Annotated in this window: 16 protein-coding genes; 12 read left to right on the top strand and 4 right to left on the bottom strand. The window is 55.1% G+C overall.

Features of this window, described 5'->3' with window-relative positions; translation table 11 throughout:
* Positions 1 to 15: 15 nt before the first annotated feature.
* The 7 genes from cvpA to hisP all read left to right on the top strand — a co-directional run bounded on the left by cvpA (position 16) and on the right by hisP (position 6,004).
* A complete protein-coding gene (gene cvpA, locus FA91_RS12310) occupies positions 16 to 501 on the top strand; it encodes a colicin V production protein (protein WP_034916147.1) in 486 nt (161 codons plus the stop codon).
* 36 nt (positions 502 to 537) lie between these two features.
* A complete protein-coding gene (gene purF / locus FA91_RS12305; protein ID WP_034916146.1) occupies positions 538 to 2,055 on the top strand; it encodes an amidophosphoribosyltransferase in 1,518 nt (505 codons plus the stop codon).
* A 96-nt stretch (positions 2,056 to 2,151) separates the two neighbouring features.
* Entirely contained in the window at positions 2,152 to 2,721 is a 570-nt protein-coding gene (locus FA91_RS12300; RefSeq protein WP_034916144.1) for a UbiX family flavin prenyltransferase, read from the top strand.
* A gap of 255 nt (positions 2,722 to 2,976) precedes the next feature.
* Entirely contained in the window at positions 2,977 to 3,759 is a 783-nt protein-coding gene (argT, locus tag FA91_RS12295) for a lysine/arginine/ornithine ABC transporter substrate-binding protein ArgT (protein ID WP_034916142.1), read from the top strand.
* A 63-nt stretch (positions 3,760 to 3,822) separates the two neighbouring features.
* Positions 3,823 to 4,509, top strand: coding sequence for a histidine ABC transporter permease HisQ (locus tag FA91_RS12290; protein WP_034916140.1), 687 nt, complete (start codon positions 3,823 to 3,825; stop codon positions 4,507 to 4,509).
* Positions 4,506 to 5,222 carry an ABC transporter permease gene (locus tag FA91_RS12285; RefSeq protein ID WP_034916138.1) on the top strand — a complete coding sequence of 239 codons (717 nt, stop codon included), beginning with the start codon at positions 4,506 to 4,508 and terminating at the stop codon, positions 5,220 to 5,222. The genes FA91_RS12290 and FA91_RS12285 overlap by 4 nt, the downstream gene beginning before the upstream one ends.
* Before the next feature lie 8 nt (positions 5,223 to 5,230).
* Positions 5,231 to 6,004, top strand: a complete 774-nt coding sequence (hisP, locus tag FA91_RS12280) for a histidine ABC transporter ATP-binding protein HisP (protein ID WP_034916136.1) — start codon at positions 5,231 to 5,233, stop codon at positions 6,002 to 6,004.
* Positions 6,005 to 6,008: 4 nt separating this feature from the next.
* Here the strand turns inward: hisP and FA91_RS12275 are convergent, their stop codons facing one another.
* Entirely contained in the window at positions 6,009 to 6,902 is an 894-nt protein-coding gene (locus FA91_RS12275) for a TIGR01777 family oxidoreductase (RefSeq protein WP_034916135.1), read from the bottom strand.
* A gap of 194 nt (positions 6,903 to 7,096) precedes the next feature.
* Here FA91_RS12275 and yfcF point away from each other — a divergent pair, with 194 nt between their 5' ends.
* On the top strand, positions 7,097 to 7,741 hold the full coding sequence (gene yfcF / locus FA91_RS12270; protein WP_034916133.1) for a glutathione transferase: 645 nt from the start codon (positions 7,097 to 7,099) through the stop codon (positions 7,739 to 7,741).
* Positions 7,742 to 7,821: 80 nt separating this feature from the next.
* Positions 7,822 to 8,361, top strand: coding sequence for an NUDIX hydrolase YfcD (gene yfcD, locus FA91_RS12265; protein ID WP_034916132.1), 540 nt, complete (start codon positions 7,822 to 7,824; stop codon positions 8,359 to 8,361).
* A gap of 60 nt (positions 8,362 to 8,421) precedes the next feature.
* On the opposite strand, the gene FA91_RS12260 is transcribed toward yfcD, so the two are convergent.
* The 3 genes from FA91_RS12260 to ackA all read right to left on the bottom strand — a co-directional run bounded on the left by FA91_RS12260 (position 8,422) and on the right by ackA (position 13,162).
* On the bottom strand, positions 8,422 to 9,414 hold the full coding sequence (locus FA91_RS12260; RefSeq protein ID WP_034916127.1) for a TIGR04086 family membrane protein: 993 nt from the start codon (positions 9,412 to 9,414) through the stop codon (positions 8,422 to 8,424).
* A gap of 299 nt (positions 9,415 to 9,713) precedes the next feature.
* Positions 9,714 to 11,858 carry a phosphate acetyltransferase gene (gene pta / locus FA91_RS12255; RefSeq protein ID WP_152601354.1) on the bottom strand — a complete coding sequence of 715 codons (2,145 nt, stop codon included), beginning with the start codon at positions 11,856 to 11,858 and terminating at the stop codon, positions 9,714 to 9,716.
* Positions 11,859 to 11,959: 101 nt separating this feature from the next.
* A complete protein-coding gene (ackA, locus tag FA91_RS12250) occupies positions 11,960 to 13,162 on the bottom strand; it encodes an acetate kinase (protein ID WP_034916123.1) in 1,203 nt (400 codons plus the stop codon).
* Positions 13,163 to 13,487: 325 nt separating this feature from the next.
* Here ackA and yfbV point away from each other — a divergent pair, with 325 nt between their 5' ends.
* The 3 genes from yfbV to FA91_RS12235 all read left to right on the top strand — a co-directional run bounded on the left by yfbV (position 13,488) and on the right by FA91_RS12235 (position 15,262).
* The gene (gene yfbV, locus FA91_RS12245; RefSeq protein ID WP_034916121.1) at positions 13,488 to 13,940 is read left to right on the top strand and encodes a terminus macrodomain insulation protein YfbV; all 453 of its coding nucleotides are present in this window, start codon (positions 13,488 to 13,490) and stop codon (positions 13,938 to 13,940) included.
* 153 nt (positions 13,941 to 14,093) lie between these two features.
* Entirely contained in the window at positions 14,094 to 14,588 is a 495-nt protein-coding gene (locus FA91_RS12240; RefSeq protein ID WP_034916120.1) for a YfbU family protein, read from the top strand.
* Positions 14,589 to 14,602: 14 nt separating this feature from the next.
* Complete coding sequence (locus tag FA91_RS12235) at positions 14,603 to 15,262, top strand: sugar phosphatase (protein ID WP_034916118.1); 660 nt, start codon at positions 14,603 to 14,605, stop codon at positions 15,260 to 15,262.
* The last annotated feature ends 72 nt before the right edge of the window (positions 15,263 to 15,334 follow it).

Genomic DNA, 15,334 nt, shown 5'->3' with positions numbered 1-15,334 from the left:
GCGCTGGAAGAGTTCATGGTCTGGATAGATTACGTCATTATTGGTGTTATTAGTTTTTCGGCACTGGTCAGCCTGATCCGCGGGTTTGTTCGGGAGGCTTTGTCGCTCGTGACCTGGGGTTGTGCATTTTTTGTCGCCAGCCATTACTACTCTTTCCTTGCCGTCTGGTTTACCGGCTTTGAAGACGAACTGGTTCGAAACGGCATTGCCATCGGGGTGCTTTTCATCGCTACCCTGTTGGTTGGCGCTATCGTCAACTACGTTATCGGTTCGCTGGTTGAGAAAACCGGCCTGTCGGGAACGGACAGAGTGCTCGGTGTCTGTTTCGGCGCGCTTCGCGGCGTGCTGATCGTGTCAGCGATGCTGTTCTTTCTTGATACGTTCACCGGCTTCTCGAAAAGCGCGGACTGGCAGCAGTCGCAGTTAGTTCCCCAGTTCAGTTACGTCATCAGGTGGTTTTTCGACTATCTGAAAAGTACGTCGAGTTTTTTACCCCGGTAATTGAGCCGGGGTTGCGGCTTATGAGGAAATGACCACATGTGCGGTATTGTCGGGATCGCCGGTTTTATGCCGGTCAACCAGTCGATTTATGACGCGTTAACGGTGCTACAGCACCGTGGGCAGGATGCCGCAGGCATCGTTACCATTGATGCATTAAAGTGCTTCCGTCTGCGTAAAGCGAACGGTCTGGTCAGCGATGTATTTGAAGCCCGCCATATGCAGCGTTTGCAGGGCAACATGGGTATCGGCCACGTTCGTTATCCCACCGCCGGCAGTTCCAGTGCATCAGAAGCGCAGCCCTTCTATGTCAACTCGCCCTACGGCATTACCCTTGCGCACAATGGCAATCTGACTAACGCGCACGAGCTGCGTAAGCAGCTTTTCGAAAGCGGCCGCCGTCACGTTAACACCACCTCTGATTCCGAGATCCTGCTCAATATTTTTGCTCAGGAACTGGATCGCGCGCAGCATTATCCGCTGGAAGCCGAAAACATTTTTGCCGCCGTCACCGCTGTTCATCAGCACGTACGCGGCGCTTATGCCTGTGTGGCAATGATTATCGGTCATGGCCTGGTCGCCTTCCGCGATCCTAACGGCATTCGCCCGCTGGTGATCGGCAAGCGCGCCATGCAGGACGGTCGCAACGAATATATGGTGGCCTCTGAGAGCGTGGCGCTGGATACGCTTGGCTTTGAGTTCCTGCGCGATGTGGCGCCGGGCGAAGCGGTCTACATCACGGAAAAAGGGCAGCTGTTCACCCGTCAGTGCGCGGAGAATCCGAAGTTTAATCCGTGCCTGTTTGAATATGTTTATTTTGCCCGCCCGGATTCGTTCCTCGACAAAATTTCCGTCTACAGCGCACGCGTGCGTATGGGCACCAAGCTGGGTGAGAAAATCGCCCGCGAGTGGGAGGATCTGGACATTGATGTGGTGATCCCCATCCCGGAAACCTCCTGCGATATCGCGCTGGAGATGGCGCGTATTCTCGACAAGCCTTATCGTCAGGGCTTTGTGAAGAACCGCTACGTGGGCCGCACCTTTATCATGCCGGGACAGCATCAGCGCCGCAGCGCCGTTCGCCGCAAGCTGAACGCCAACCGCGCCGAGTTCCGCGACAAAAACGTGCTGCTGGTGGATGATTCTATCGTACGCGGCACCACCTCGGAGCAGATTATCGAAATGGCGCGCGAAGCGGGTGCGAAAAAAGTGTATCTCGCCTCGGCCGCACCGGAAATTCGCTTCCCGAACGTCTATGGCATTGATATGCCCAGTGCGACAGAGCTGATTGCCCACGGCCGTGAAGTGGAAGAGATCCGCCAGCTTATCGGTGCAGATGCGCTGATTTTCCAGGATCTCGACGACCTGATTGAAGCGGTACGCGAAGAAAACCCGGACATCGCACAGTTTGAGTGTTCCGTTTTTAACGGCGTGTACGTCACCAAAGATGTCGATCAGCGCTACCTTGAGTATTTACAATCGCTGCGCAACGACGACGCAAAAGCCATGGCGCGTCAGAATGAGGTGGAAAACCTGGAAATGCACAACGAAGGTTAATAAGTTGCGCAGCAGCAGGTATGATGGGCCGGAAGCGATTCCGGCCCTTTTTTTTGGCGCAGCGGCTATTTCACGATCGACATACGCAGGTAATGCATGAAACGACTCATCATTGGTATCACGGGCGCCAGCGGCGTTATCTATGGCATTCGCGCGCTCCAGGTGTTGCAGCAGGTTAAAGATGTGGAAACGCATCTGGTGATGAGCCAGGCAGCGCGACAGACGCTGGCGCTGGAGAGCGACTACGCCCTGCGTGACGTTCAGGCGATGGCCGATGTGGTACATGACGTGCGCGACATCGCCGCCAGCATCTCCTCTGGCTCGTTTAAAACCGACGGCATGGCGATTTTGCCCTGCTCAATGAAAACCCTCTCTGGTATCGTTCACAGCTACAGCGACGGGCTGCTGACCAGAGCGGCGGACGTGGTGCTGAAAGAGCGTCGCTGTCTGGTGCTTTGCGTGCGCGAGACGCCGTTGCATTTGGGGCATCTGCGCATCATGACCACCGCCGCCGAAATGGGTGCCATCATTATGCCGCCCGTTCCCGCCTTTTATCATCGCCCGCAATACGTGATGGACATTGTCGACCAGACCGTTAATCGCGTGTTTGACCAGTTTGATATTGAACTGGATCAGGATCTTTTTACGCGCTGGCAAGGTGCATAACGCTCAGCGTTATGCACTAAAAAAGTGCGTAATCGCGCGCTGAATCGCATTTCGTGCATGCAGTGCACCAAAATGCAACATAGTTACCGCCTCGTCTCCACAAACCTGTTATATATTTTTATCATGTTGCTACTTTCAGCGCCGTTATCGGCACCGGCCTGCCGGATAAACGCAAGCTGGCATGAAAGCTGCAAATGAACAGAGTATTCAACAGGCTGACACATCAGATCATAAAAGACACTTCGAGGGTAATCTATGAAAAAGCAGGTCCTGGCTCTTTCTCTGCTCCTGGCGATCTCCTCTGCGGGCAGCGCGCTGGCAGCCGCGCCAAAAACGCTGCGTATCGGCACCGATCCTACCTATGCCCCGTTTGAGTCTAAAAACGCGCAGGGACAGCTGGTGGGTTTTGATATCGATCTGGCGAACGAGATCTGTAAACGTATGGCAGCCAAATGCACTTACGTGGAAAGCGACTTCGACGCGCTGATCCCCTCCCTGAAGGCGAAGAAAATCGACGCCATTATCTCTTCCCTTTCGATCACTGAAAAACGTCAGCAGGAGATTGCCTTCTCCGAAAAACTCTACGCCGCCAACGCGCGCCTGATTGCGCCGAAGGGCTCAAAAATCCTGCCTGACATTGATTCGCTGAAGGGTAAAACCATTGGTCTGCTTCAGGGCACCACCCAGGAAACCTACGCCAATCAGCAGTGGCGCACCAAGGGCGTGACCGTCACGCCTTACGCGAATCAGGATCTGGTGTATCAGGATCTGACCGCAGGACGTATCGATGCCGCCTTCCAGGACGAAGTCGCCGCCAGCGAAGGTTTCCTCAAGCAGCCAGCCGGTAAAGATTACGCCTTCGCCGGCCCGGCGGTTAAAGACGATAAAATCTTTGGTATCGGCACCGGTATGGGATTGCGCAAAGACGATCAGGATCTGAAAGCGGCTATTGATAAAGCGTTTGATGAAATCCGCAAAGACGGCACCTACGATAAACTGGCAAAAAAATATTTCGACTTTGACGTTTATGGCGGTTAAGTAAAACCTGTCACAGGGGGCCGCGCGGCCCCCGTTGTTAAAAGATAAAGACAGGACACGCTTATGCTGTATGGCTATTCGGACGTCATTTTCAGGGGCGCATTAGTAACGCTTGAGCTGGCGCTCAGTTCAGTGCTGCTCTCCGTAATTCTTGGACTGATCGGCGCGGGCGCCAGGCTGTCGGGCAATCGTCTGCTTCGCCTGATCGCAGGCGGCTATACCACGCTTATTCGCGGCGTGCCCGACCTGGTATTAATGCTGCTGATCTTTTATGGTTTGCAAATTGCGCTGAACGCCCTCACTGACCTGGCGGGCATCAACCAGTTTGATATCGACCCGATGGTCGCCGGCATCATCACGCTCGGTTTTATTTACGGCGCCTACTTCACCGAAACCTTTCGTGGTGCCTATATGGCGGTGCCGAAAGGGCAAATTGAGGCGGCCACGGCTTTTGGCTTCACCGATTCGCAAATTTTCCGTCGCATCCTGTTCCCCGGCATGATGCGCTTTGCGCTGCCCGGTATCGGCAATAACTGGCAGGTTATTCTCAAAGCGACGGCGCTGGTTTCTCTGCTGGGGCTGGAGGATGTGGTCAAGGCCACGCAGCTGGCGGGAAAAAGCACCTGGCAGCCTTTCTGGTTCGCTATCGTCGCAGGGATTATCTATCTGGTGTTCACCACGCTCTCTAACGGCGTGCTGTGGTGGCTGGAACGCCGCTATTCCGTGGGTGTGAAAAGGGCAGAGCTATGATTGAGATCCTTCAGGAGTACTGGCAGGCGCTGCTGTGGAGCGACGGCTACCGCTTTTCCGGCGTGGCGATCACCCTCTGGCTGCTGATGATTTCTGTCGCTCTGGGCGGGTGCCTCGCGGTACTGCTTGCCGTTGCCCGTGTATCGCCGTATAAAGCGGTGCGCTTGCCGGTCTGGCTGTTTACTTACGTGTTTCGCGGTACGCCGCTTTACGTTCAGCTACTGGTCTTCTACTCCGGCATGTATACGCTTGAGGTGGTGAAGGGCAGCGATCTGCTTAACGCTTTCTTCCGCAGCGGGCTTAACTGTACGCTGTTGGCGCTGACGCTGAACACCTGCGCCTATACCACAGAAATTTTCGCCGGCGCCATTCGCGGCGTGCCGCACGGCGAAATCGAAGCAGCCCGCGCCTACGGCTTCTCAACCTTCAGGCTTTACCGCTGCATCATTCTGCCTTCGGCGCTGCGTACCGCGCTGCCTGCCTACAGTAACGAAGTGATTCTGATGCTGCACTCGACGGCGCTGGCGTTTACCGCCACGGTGCCGGATCTGCTGAAGGTGGCGCGGGATATCAATTCGGCGACCTACCAGCCGTTTACCGCCTTCGGCATCGCCGCCGTGCTCTATCTGATTATCTCTTATGTGTTGATTAGTCTGTTCCGCCTGGCGGAAAAACGCTGGCTGGCGCACGTTAAACCCTCATCGAACCATTGAGTGAAACTATGGCAGAGAACAAATTAAACGTTACCGAACTGCACAAGCGTTATGGTGAACATGAGGTATTGAAGGGCGTTTCGCTGAAGGCGAACGCGGGCGACGTGATCAGCATTATCGGTTCATCGGGTTCCGGGAAAAGTACCTTTCTGCGCTGCATCAACTTTCTTGAAAAACCCAGCGAAGGCACGATCTCCGTTAATAATCAGCCGATTACGCTGGTGCGCGACACCGATGGCCAGCTCAAAGTAGCCAATAAGGAGCAACTGCGCGCGCTGCGCACCAGCCTGACAATGGTTTTCCAACACTTCAACCTGTGGAGCCACATGACGGTGCTGCAAAATGTAATGGAAGCGCCGATGCAGGTTTTGGGACTGAGTAAAGCGGAAGCGCGCGAGCGCGCCGTGCGTTATCTGGACAAGGTCGGCATTGATGAGCGCGCCCGCGCGAAATATCCGGTCAACCTGTCGGGCGGTCAGCAGCAGCGCGTTTCCATTGCGCGTGCGCTGGCGATGGAGCCGGAAGTGCTGCTGTTTGATGAGCCGACGTCAGCGCTCGATCCTGAACTGGTCGGGGAAGTGCTGCGCATCATGCAGAAGCTGGCGGAAGAGGGGAAGACCATGGTCGTGGTCACGCACGAAATGGGCTTTGCGCGCCATGTCTCCAGCCACGTGATTTTCCTGCATCAGGGTAAAATTGAAGAGGAAGGCACGCCGCAGGCGCTGTTTGATAATCCGCAAAGCCCGCGTCTTCAGCAGTTTTTATCCGGCTCACTGAAATAGGCGGTCAGACCACGTCCTGAAGCGCCTCATCCAGCTGATACCAGCGGAAGTGGAAGCCGGATGCCTCAAGCCGGCCAGGCAGGACGTGCTGGCCACCGAGCACCAGTACCGCCGACTCGCCCATCAGCAGCTTAATGGCGCTGGCAGGCGTGCGAACCACTGCCGGGCGGTGCATCACCTCGCCAAGCGTGGCGGCAAACTGCTCGTTGCGTACTGCATAAGGCGCAACCATATTGAACGGGCCACGCAGCGACGGCGTGTCCAGCAGCCAGAGAATGGCGTTGAGCATGTCATCCAGATGGATCCACGGCATATACTGCCTGCCGCTACCGAGCGGGCCGCCTACGCCGAGTTTAAACGGCAGCTTCATTCTGCTCAGCGCGCCGCCTTTTTTCGCCAGTACCACGCCGGTGCGGAGCAGGCAGACGCGGGTGCGCTCGCTTTCGGCCGCCCGGGCGAGCGTTTCCCAGCGGTCACAGAGCAGATGGGTGAACTCCGTCTGGCCCGGATCGTCCTCGGTCAGCACCAGTTCACCGGCGTCGCCGTAAAAGCCCGTTGCTGAACCCGAAATAAACACCGACGGCGGCATGCTGCTGGCGTTGATCAGCGAAGCGATCTGTTCAGTGATCCGCCAGCGGCTTTCACACAGTAGCTGCTTTTGCCGCGCGCTCCAGCGTTTATCGGCAATCGGCTCGCCCGCCAGATTGATAACTGCATCAATGCCGTTGAGATCGCGCTGCTGATTAAGACCAGACCAGAACGCCACGTTTTCACCCAGTTTTTCACGGGCCTTCGCCACGTTGCGCGTGACGACGCTGACGCTGTCTCCCCGCGCCAGTAAACGTGGGATCAAATGGCTGCCAATCAGCCCGGTACCGCCGGTAAATAAGATGTGCATAGGCTTGTCCCTGATGAGAAGATCACGATTCCAACGCGTCTTCTCAGCTTAGGTGAAGCGTGAAGATCGTGCCTATTAGTGCATCAAAAAGGGGACGCCTTGCGCGCCTGTTAGACTTTACCGCTCGCCGTGATTGCCTTTAACAGAAAAAATCGGTAAACAGGATGCAGTCGCTGCCTTGTAAGGAGAACGGCATGAATTATCCGGAAATAACACTGTGGTCTGACGGCTGTTATTACAGCCCGTATGCGATGTCTGTTTTTGTTGCGCTCACTGAAAAAGGCGTACCGTTCTCCACCCGACAGATTGATTTGCGTCGTGAAGAACACCTGTCGCCCGCTTATGGCGCCGTTGCGCTTACCCGACGCGTGCCTGCGCTGGGCGTTGATGATTTTGTACTGACCGAGTCTTCCGCCATCGCCGAGTACCTTGAGGAGCGTTTTCCGGCCCCGGATTTTAAGCGCCTTTACCCGCGCGACATCGAAAAGCGCGCGAAGGCGCGGGAAATCCAGGCGTGGCTGCGCAGCGATTTCTTGCCGCTGCGTCAGGAGCGACCAACGGACGTGCTGTTTGCCGGCAAAACGTTCGCCCCGCTCAGTGAGGCCGGCAAAGCGTCTGCTGAGAAGCTTATCGCTGGCGCAACGCGACTGCTTGCCGCCGGGCAACAGAATCTTTTTGGCGAATGGTCGATTGCCGACACCGATCTGGCCGTGATGATCAACCGCCTGGTGATGCATGGCGACGACGTGCCGCAACCGATCGCAGACTATGCGCATTTTCAGTGGCAGCGTGCTTCCGTCCAGCTCTGGCTGACGCAATCGTCCAGAAGCGCGTGCTGATAAGACAATAAAACCGTCCGTAATGGTGATTGCGGACGCCAATTAATGCGCTCAGGCGCCTGACTTAATAAGGGTTTCGGATGGTCGAGCAAGACAGCGGCATGGAGTGGGTGGATATCGTTAGTGAAGATAACGAGGTCGTTGCACAGGCCAGCCGCGCACAGATGCGGGCACAGTGCCTGCGCCACCGCGCGACCTACATTGTGGTACACGACGGCATGGGGAATATTCTGGTTCAGCGTCGGACGCAGTCCAAAGACTTCATGCCGGGCATGCTTGATGCCACCGCTGGCGGCGTGGTGCAGAGCGGTGAAGATCTGCTGGAGTCGGCCAGGCGTGAAGCGGAAGAGGAGTTGGGGATTGCCGACGTGCCTTTCGCCGAACATGGCCTGTTTTACTTTGAGGATCAACACTGCCGCGTGTGGGGCGGACTGTTCAGTTGCGTAACGCACGGCCCGTTCGCCATGCAGGAAGAAGAAGTGGACGAGATTTTCTGGATGACGCCGGAGGAGATCACCGCCCGTTGTGATGAATTCACCGACGATTCGCTGAAAGCACTGTCGCTGTGGTTAAGCCGTAATGGTGAGCAGAGCACATCGAAGGCCGTTTCGCAGGCGTAATGCTGTGGCGATAAAAAAAGCACCGCATGATGCGGTGCTTTACTTTTTAGGGATGAACGATTAACGCACCACAACCGGACGTGGCTGGTTACGACGGCCCACCATGCCCATAGCGCCGGCGATAGCGGCTTCGATAATCAGCACAATCAGCGCAGCCCAGCTGGCTTTCGCCGTTGCCGCTGCCGCTTTATCTGCTGCTTCGCGTGCTTTTTGCTCCGCTTCCTGTTTTAACTGCTGATATTTCTGACGCGCCTGTTGATAACTTTTTTGCGTCTGCTCAACGATCTGATCGACTTCCTGATCGCTTTTACCGGTACGCGCCTTAATAATATTTTTCAGCGCATCGATATCGGCGGCCTGAAGCGTGTCCTCATTACGTTCGACGACGCCTTTGAACCAGTTCGCCAAATCAGTATCCGCCGTTTGTGGATGGTTTGCGGTATTCTCTGCCTGATTTTGTGCATTGTTACTTTCTTTTTCAGCTTTCTGCTGAATATTTTCTGGCTGAAGTTCAGGCTTGCCGGTTTGGCGTAGCGTCGTCTCCAGTTCATTCTGCACATTGCCGAGATCGATATTATTCTCCTTCAGCGTATCTTTCGCTTTTTGCGTAAGCGTAGGCGCAATCGATGAAAGGCCATTGCCCAACAGGCTGAAGCCTGAACCAATGACGCTTGCCGTTCCGCTTGCTGCACTGCTAATAAGGGAGATGGCAAACCATACGCAGACCAGCGTATTCACTGACCACATCAGCAATCCGTGCAGCGCACCCTCACGCTGCGCGAGACGGCCGGTAATAAAGGCGCCCGCGGCTATGGAGATGAACATGCTCAGGCCTGTCCAGATTAATGCGCCTTTACCTAAACCATCCAGAGGATTCTGTTCCTTAAGCGGATCGATAGTGGTTGCGCCTATCGCCGTTCCTAATATGGACAGCAATAAATAAATGACGATTGAAATAATGACGCCTGCAAAAATAGCACTCCAGGAAATACGTTTTAACGGAGTGCCGTTATTTATTTCGCTGTAAACCGGTTGAGTATGAATGTCGCTCATTGAAAAACCCCTTTATCAAGTCAAAAAAACATTTTTTAAATATCGTTATAGGCGTTCCTGCCATTTCCTTGCCTGTATAAGATTAGTCTGGGAATGAAACTGTGCCCAAAAAAAATGCGGGAATTTGCTGTAAGTTAATTTTTTCAACTGCTTGCAGCGGGCAAAAAGGTGTTTTAAAGGGAATAAACCGGCAGGTTTTGAAATATCTCACCGGGGAAGTGATGTCGCTTTTTAAAGGGAAGTCATGAAATAAAAAAAAAGCGAGCCGGCAGGCCCGCTTTTGCTGAAAAAATGCGCGTTTAGCTTTCGGCCTGCTTGGACTGAATAGCCGTCAGTGCAATGGTATAAACGATATCGTCTACCAGCGCGCCGCGCGAAAGGTCGTTAACCGGCTTGCGCATGCCCTGAAGCATTGGCCCGATGGAGATCAGGTCGGCAGAGCGCTGCACCGCTTTATAGGTCGTATTACCGGTGTTCAAATCCGGGAAGATGAACACGGTGGCGCGACCGGCAACGGGTGAATTTGGCGCTTTGGATTTGGCCACGTCGTCCATGATCGCCGCGTCGTACTGAAGCGGGCCATCAATCACCAGATCCGGACGTTTCTCTTTGGCGATGCGGGTGGCTTCACGTACTTTTTCCACGTCGCTGCCTGCGCCTGAGTTGCCGGTTGAGTACGAAATCATCGCCACGCGCGGTTCGATACCAAACGCGGTGGCGGAATCCGCAGACTGAATAGCGATTTCGGCCAGCTGTTCCGGATTCGGGTCCGGGTTAATGGCGCAGTCGCCATAGACCAGCACCTGTTCAGGCAGCAGCATAAAGAACACGGAAGAAACCAGAGAACTGCCCGGCGCCGTTTTGATCAGCTGCAACGGCGGACGAATAGTATTGGCCGTGGTATGAACCGCGCCGGATACCAGACCGTCAACTTCGTTACGCTCCAGCATCATGGTGCCAAGCATTACGTTGTCTTCCAGCTGCTCGCGCGCCACTACTTCGGTCATGCCCTTGCTCTTACGCAGTTCAACCAGGCGGGCAACGTACTCTTCACGCACCACTTCAGGATCGACGATATCGATACCTTTACCCAATTCAACACCCTGAACGGCGGCAACGCGCTGGATCTCTTCCGGATTGCCCAGCAGTACGCAGGTGGCGATACCACGTTCGGCGCAGATGGCTGCGGCTTTCACCGTACGCGGCTCGTCGCCTTCCGGCAGCACGATGCGTTTGCGAGCCTGGCGCGCCAGTTCAGTGAGCTGATAACGGAACGCTGGCGGAGAGAGGCGACGGCTGCGCTCGGAAGTGGCGGTCAGCGAGTCGATCCATTCGGAGTCGATGTGGCTGGCCACGTACTCCTGCACGCGCTCAATGCGCTGTGTATCGTCGCTCGGCACTTCCAGATTAAAGCTTTGCAGGCTCAGCGAGGTCTGCCAGGTGTTGGTTTTCACCATAAAGACCGGCAGGCCGGTGGCGAAAGCGCGTTCGCACAGTTTACGAATAGGTTCGTCGATCTGATATCCGCCGGTCAGCAGGATCGCACCAATCTCGACGCCGTTCATCGCCGCCAGGCAGGCGGCAACCAGCACGTCAGGGCGGTCGGCAGAGGTCACCAGCAGCGAACCCGGGCGGAAGTGCTCCAGCATGTGCGGCAGGCTGCGCGCGCAGAAGGTCACGGACTTCACGCGGCGGGTATTGATATCGCCTTCGTTAATCACATCCGCCTTCAGGTGATGACACATATCAATCGCGCGCGTGGCGATCAGATCGAAGCTCCACGGCACGCAGCCGAGCACCGGTAGCGGACTGTTGGCGAAAAGCTGCTTCGGATCGATATTGGCGATGCTGGCCTTGGTCGAATCGTCAAAAATCTCCGAGAGGTCGGGGCGGGTGCGGCCCTGCTCATCAACGGGCGCATTCAGTTTGTTAATGATCACGCCGGTGATGTTTTTATTCTTGCTACCGCCGAAACTGCTCTGCGTCAGTTCGATGCGCTCTTTTAACTGTGCGGCGGAATCATTGCCCAGCGACATCACAAAGACGATTTCCGCATTCAGCGTCTTGGCGATCTCAAAGTTCAGTGCTGACGCAAACTGATGCTTGCGGGTCGGCACCAGGCCTTCCACCAGCACCACTTCGGCATCTTTGGTGTTTTCGTGGTAGCGCTTGATAATCTCTTCCATCAGCACGTCCTGCTGGTTGGAACCAAGCAGAGATTCCACGCTGCTCATTGCCAGCGGTTCGGCGGCAGGAATGGATGAGTTGGAGCGAATGATCTTGGTGGTCTGATCCGGCGCGTCGCCGCCCGCGCGTGGCTGGGCGATAGGTTTGAATACGCTCAGGCGAACGCCCTTGCGCTCCATGGCGCGGATCACGCCAAGGCTGATACTGGTGAGGCCGACGCTGGTGCCGGTTGGAATTAACATAATAGTACGAGACACGGGAAACCTCTCTGTACCACTCCTCGCTGCTGAAGCAACGGCGGGTACGCTTTGTTGGTGTCAAAACAACGCCGCCAGCCTGAGCTGGCGGCGGAGAATGCTCAGGCGGTCAGACGGCTGGCGTCGCGGGCGATAACCAACTCTTCGTTGGTGGGAATGACCACGGCCGGACGCGTGCCTTCTTTGTTGATGAAGCCCGCGTTGCCGAAGCGCGCCGCGAGGTTACGCTCATGATCCACCTCAAAACCGAGCAGCGACAGCTTCGCCAGCGACAGCTCACGCACCATTGCCGCGTTTTCACCGATGCCGCCGGTGAAGATCACCGCATCCAGACGGCCTTCCATCAGCGCCGCGTACGAGCCGATGTATTTCGCCAGACGATGACAGAAAACGTCCATCGCGCGTTTCGCGTCTTCTTTGGTTTCGTAGTTTTCTTCAACGTAACGGCAGTCGCTGGTGACGCCGGTCAGGCCAAGCAGACCAGACTCTTTGGTCAGCAGCTTATTGATGGCGTCAACGCTCATGCCCAGCGTGTCGTGCAGGAAGAAGATAATAGCCGGATCGATATCGCCGGAACGGGTGCCCATCACCAGGCCTTCCAGCGGCGTCAGACCCATTGAGGTATCCACGCATTCGCCGTTGCGGATGGCAGAAATGGATGCGCCGTTACCCAGATGGCAGGTAATGATATTCAGCTCTTCAACCGGCTTGTTCAGCACTTTTGCCGCTTCATGCATTACGTAGTAGTGGCTGGTGCCGTGCGCGCCGTAGCGACGAACGCCGTGTTCCTTATAAAGATGATAAGGCAGCGCATAAAGATAGGACTCTTCAGGCATAGTCTGATGGAAAGCGGTGTCGAAAACTGCCACATTTTTATCAGAAAGGTGTGGGAAGTTTTTCATCGCTTCATCAATACCGATCAGGTGCGCCGGATTGTGCAGCGGAGCAAAAGAAGACGCGTCTTTAATGCTCTGAATGATGTTTTCGTCAATCACCACCGACTGAGTCAGTTTTTCACCGCCGTGAACGATGCGGTGACCGATTGCAGCAATTTGTGCTGAAAGCTCAGGTTTTTGTGCCAGAATAGTTTTAACAATGAAATTGAGGGCTTCGCTGTGCGCGGCGCCGGCACCCAGGGCGGCTTCCTGTTTGCTACCTTCCATTTTCCATTTGATACGGGCTTCGGGCAGGTGGAAGCATTCGGATAAACCGGAGAGATACTCCTCACCGTTTGCAGGATCAATGATGGCAAACTTAAGTGAAGAACTACCGCAGTTCAGAACCAGTACTAACTTACTCGACATGGAAGGTCCCTATTGGTTAAAAATGGCGAAAAAAAACTCAGTCAGACTATCAGCGTAGCGCATGAAAGCTGGTACATTAATGATGAATGTCATGCTTGTGGCAAACTTTGACCACCGACATAAAAAAAATAGAAAAATTGCAGAAATTTTTGATATCAGCCTTTTGAAAAGAGTTCATAAAGGTTCTCCCTTTCGGCTGACCTTGTAGAAACGGGCACAGGATAACCAGACTGCCGTTCAAAAACAAAATATTTTGAAAGTTGTAAGCTAACGTTGGTTATTTGTATTTTTTGTTTAAATGTTATTAATGAAGTTGAGGGGAGCCATGGCTAAAGAATCCGGTACGGTCGGTTGGTTAAAGCTGTTTCAATGCGGACAGCACTACATGAAAACATGGCCGGTTGATAAACGTCTGGCAGCTATGTTCCCGGAAAACAGAGTGGCGCGCGCCACGCGATTTGCAATTCGCTTTATGCCGCCGGTTGCCGTTTTCTCTCTGACCTGGCAAATCGCGCTGGGCGGCCAGCTCGGCCCGGCGGTGGCAACCGCGCTCTTTGCCTGTAGCCTGCCGATGCAGGGGCTTTGGTGGCTCGGCAAACGCTCCGTCACGCCGCTGCCGCCAGGCTTGCTGAACTGGTTTCACGAGGTGCGCGAAAAGCTCCAGGCTGCCGGACAGGCGATCGCACCTCTGGAAGGAAAACCAACCTATCAGTCGCTGGCCGACGTGTTGCGTCGTGCGTTCAGGCAGCTCGATAAAACCTTTCTTGACGATCTTTGATCCCGGCGCGAAATTTTCGCTTCCTGAATGGAGCGAAAACCCGGTTTGAATCAAAGAAGCAGCGGCTTGCCGTACCGCATTGCCGCTGCTTATGTCATTCTTGCGTCATCCCTTTCAGATTGCAATTCGTCCACCGTGACGCAGGAGTGAATGATGGAAATGACCAACGCGCAACGTTTAATTCTCTCTAATCAATATAAGATGATGAGTATGCTCGATCCCGATAACGCCGAGCGCTATCGTCGCCAGCAAACCATCGTCGAACGCGGCTACGGCCTGCAAATGCGCGAGCTTGATCGCGAATTTGGCGAACTACCAGAAACAGTCTGCCGCACTATCATCGATATTATGGAACTGCACCACGCGCTGCACGTTTCATGGGCTAATCTGAAATCACCCGCTGGCATCGACGAGCGTCGGCTGAATTTCCTCGGCTTTGACGCGGCCACGGAAGCGCGTTATCTGGGTTACGTGCGCTTTATGGTCAATGTGGAAGGGCGCTATACGCATTTTGACTCCGGCACGCACGGCTTCAACGCGCAAACGCCGATGTGGGAAAAATACCAACGCATGCTGACCTTATGGCACACTTGTCCACGGCAGTATCATCTGAGTGCGAACGAGATCGCGCAAATTATTAACGCCTGAAAAGGAAAAACGCAGTGAAGTGTAAAGGTTTTCTGTTTGATCTGGACGGCACGCTGGTGGACTCCCTGCCGGTTGTGGAACGCGCCTGGCTGAGCTGGGCATCACGACGCGGCATTGCGGGCGAAGAGGTGCTGAATTTTATCCACGGCAAGCAGGCGATCACTTCACTGCGTCATTTCATGCCTGGTGCCTCTGAAGACGAGATCCGTGACGAGTTTCTGCTGCTGGAAAAGACCGAAGCGGAAGACACGGACGGGATCATCGCGCTGCCCGGCGCGCGTCAGCTACTGGCGATGCTCAGCGAGATGAACATTCCCTGGGCGATTGTCACCTCGGGTTCGCTGCCGGTCGCTTCGGCGCGCCGTCAGGCGGCAGAACTGCCCGAACCTGAAACCATGGTGACGGCGGAGCGCGTTCAGAATGGCAAGCCCGAGCCGGATGCTTATCTCCTTGGCGCACAGCTCCTTCAACTGGAGCCGGAAGAGTGCGTGGTGGTGGAAGACGCCGCAGCGGGTATTCTCTCCGGCCTGGCAGCAGGCTGCCATGTGATCGCGGTGAACGCGCCGGCCAGCTCTCCTCGCCTTGAGGATGTGGATATGCAGCTCTCCTCGCTGGAGGAGCTGATTATCCAGAAAAACGCCGACGGTTCCGTCAATGTGGATCGAAAACACTAAGCCATGATGTAACCCCGCTATTGCGGGGTTTTTTTTGTGGCATCCTGTGTGAAAACATCGCACTGAGAGTCA

Source organism: Erwinia sp. 9145, assembly GCF_000745075.1.
Lineage (GTDB): Bacteria > Pseudomonadota > Gammaproteobacteria > Enterobacterales > Enterobacteriaceae > Erwinia > Erwinia oleae.
This window is presented reverse-complemented; position numbering and strand designations above follow the sequence as displayed.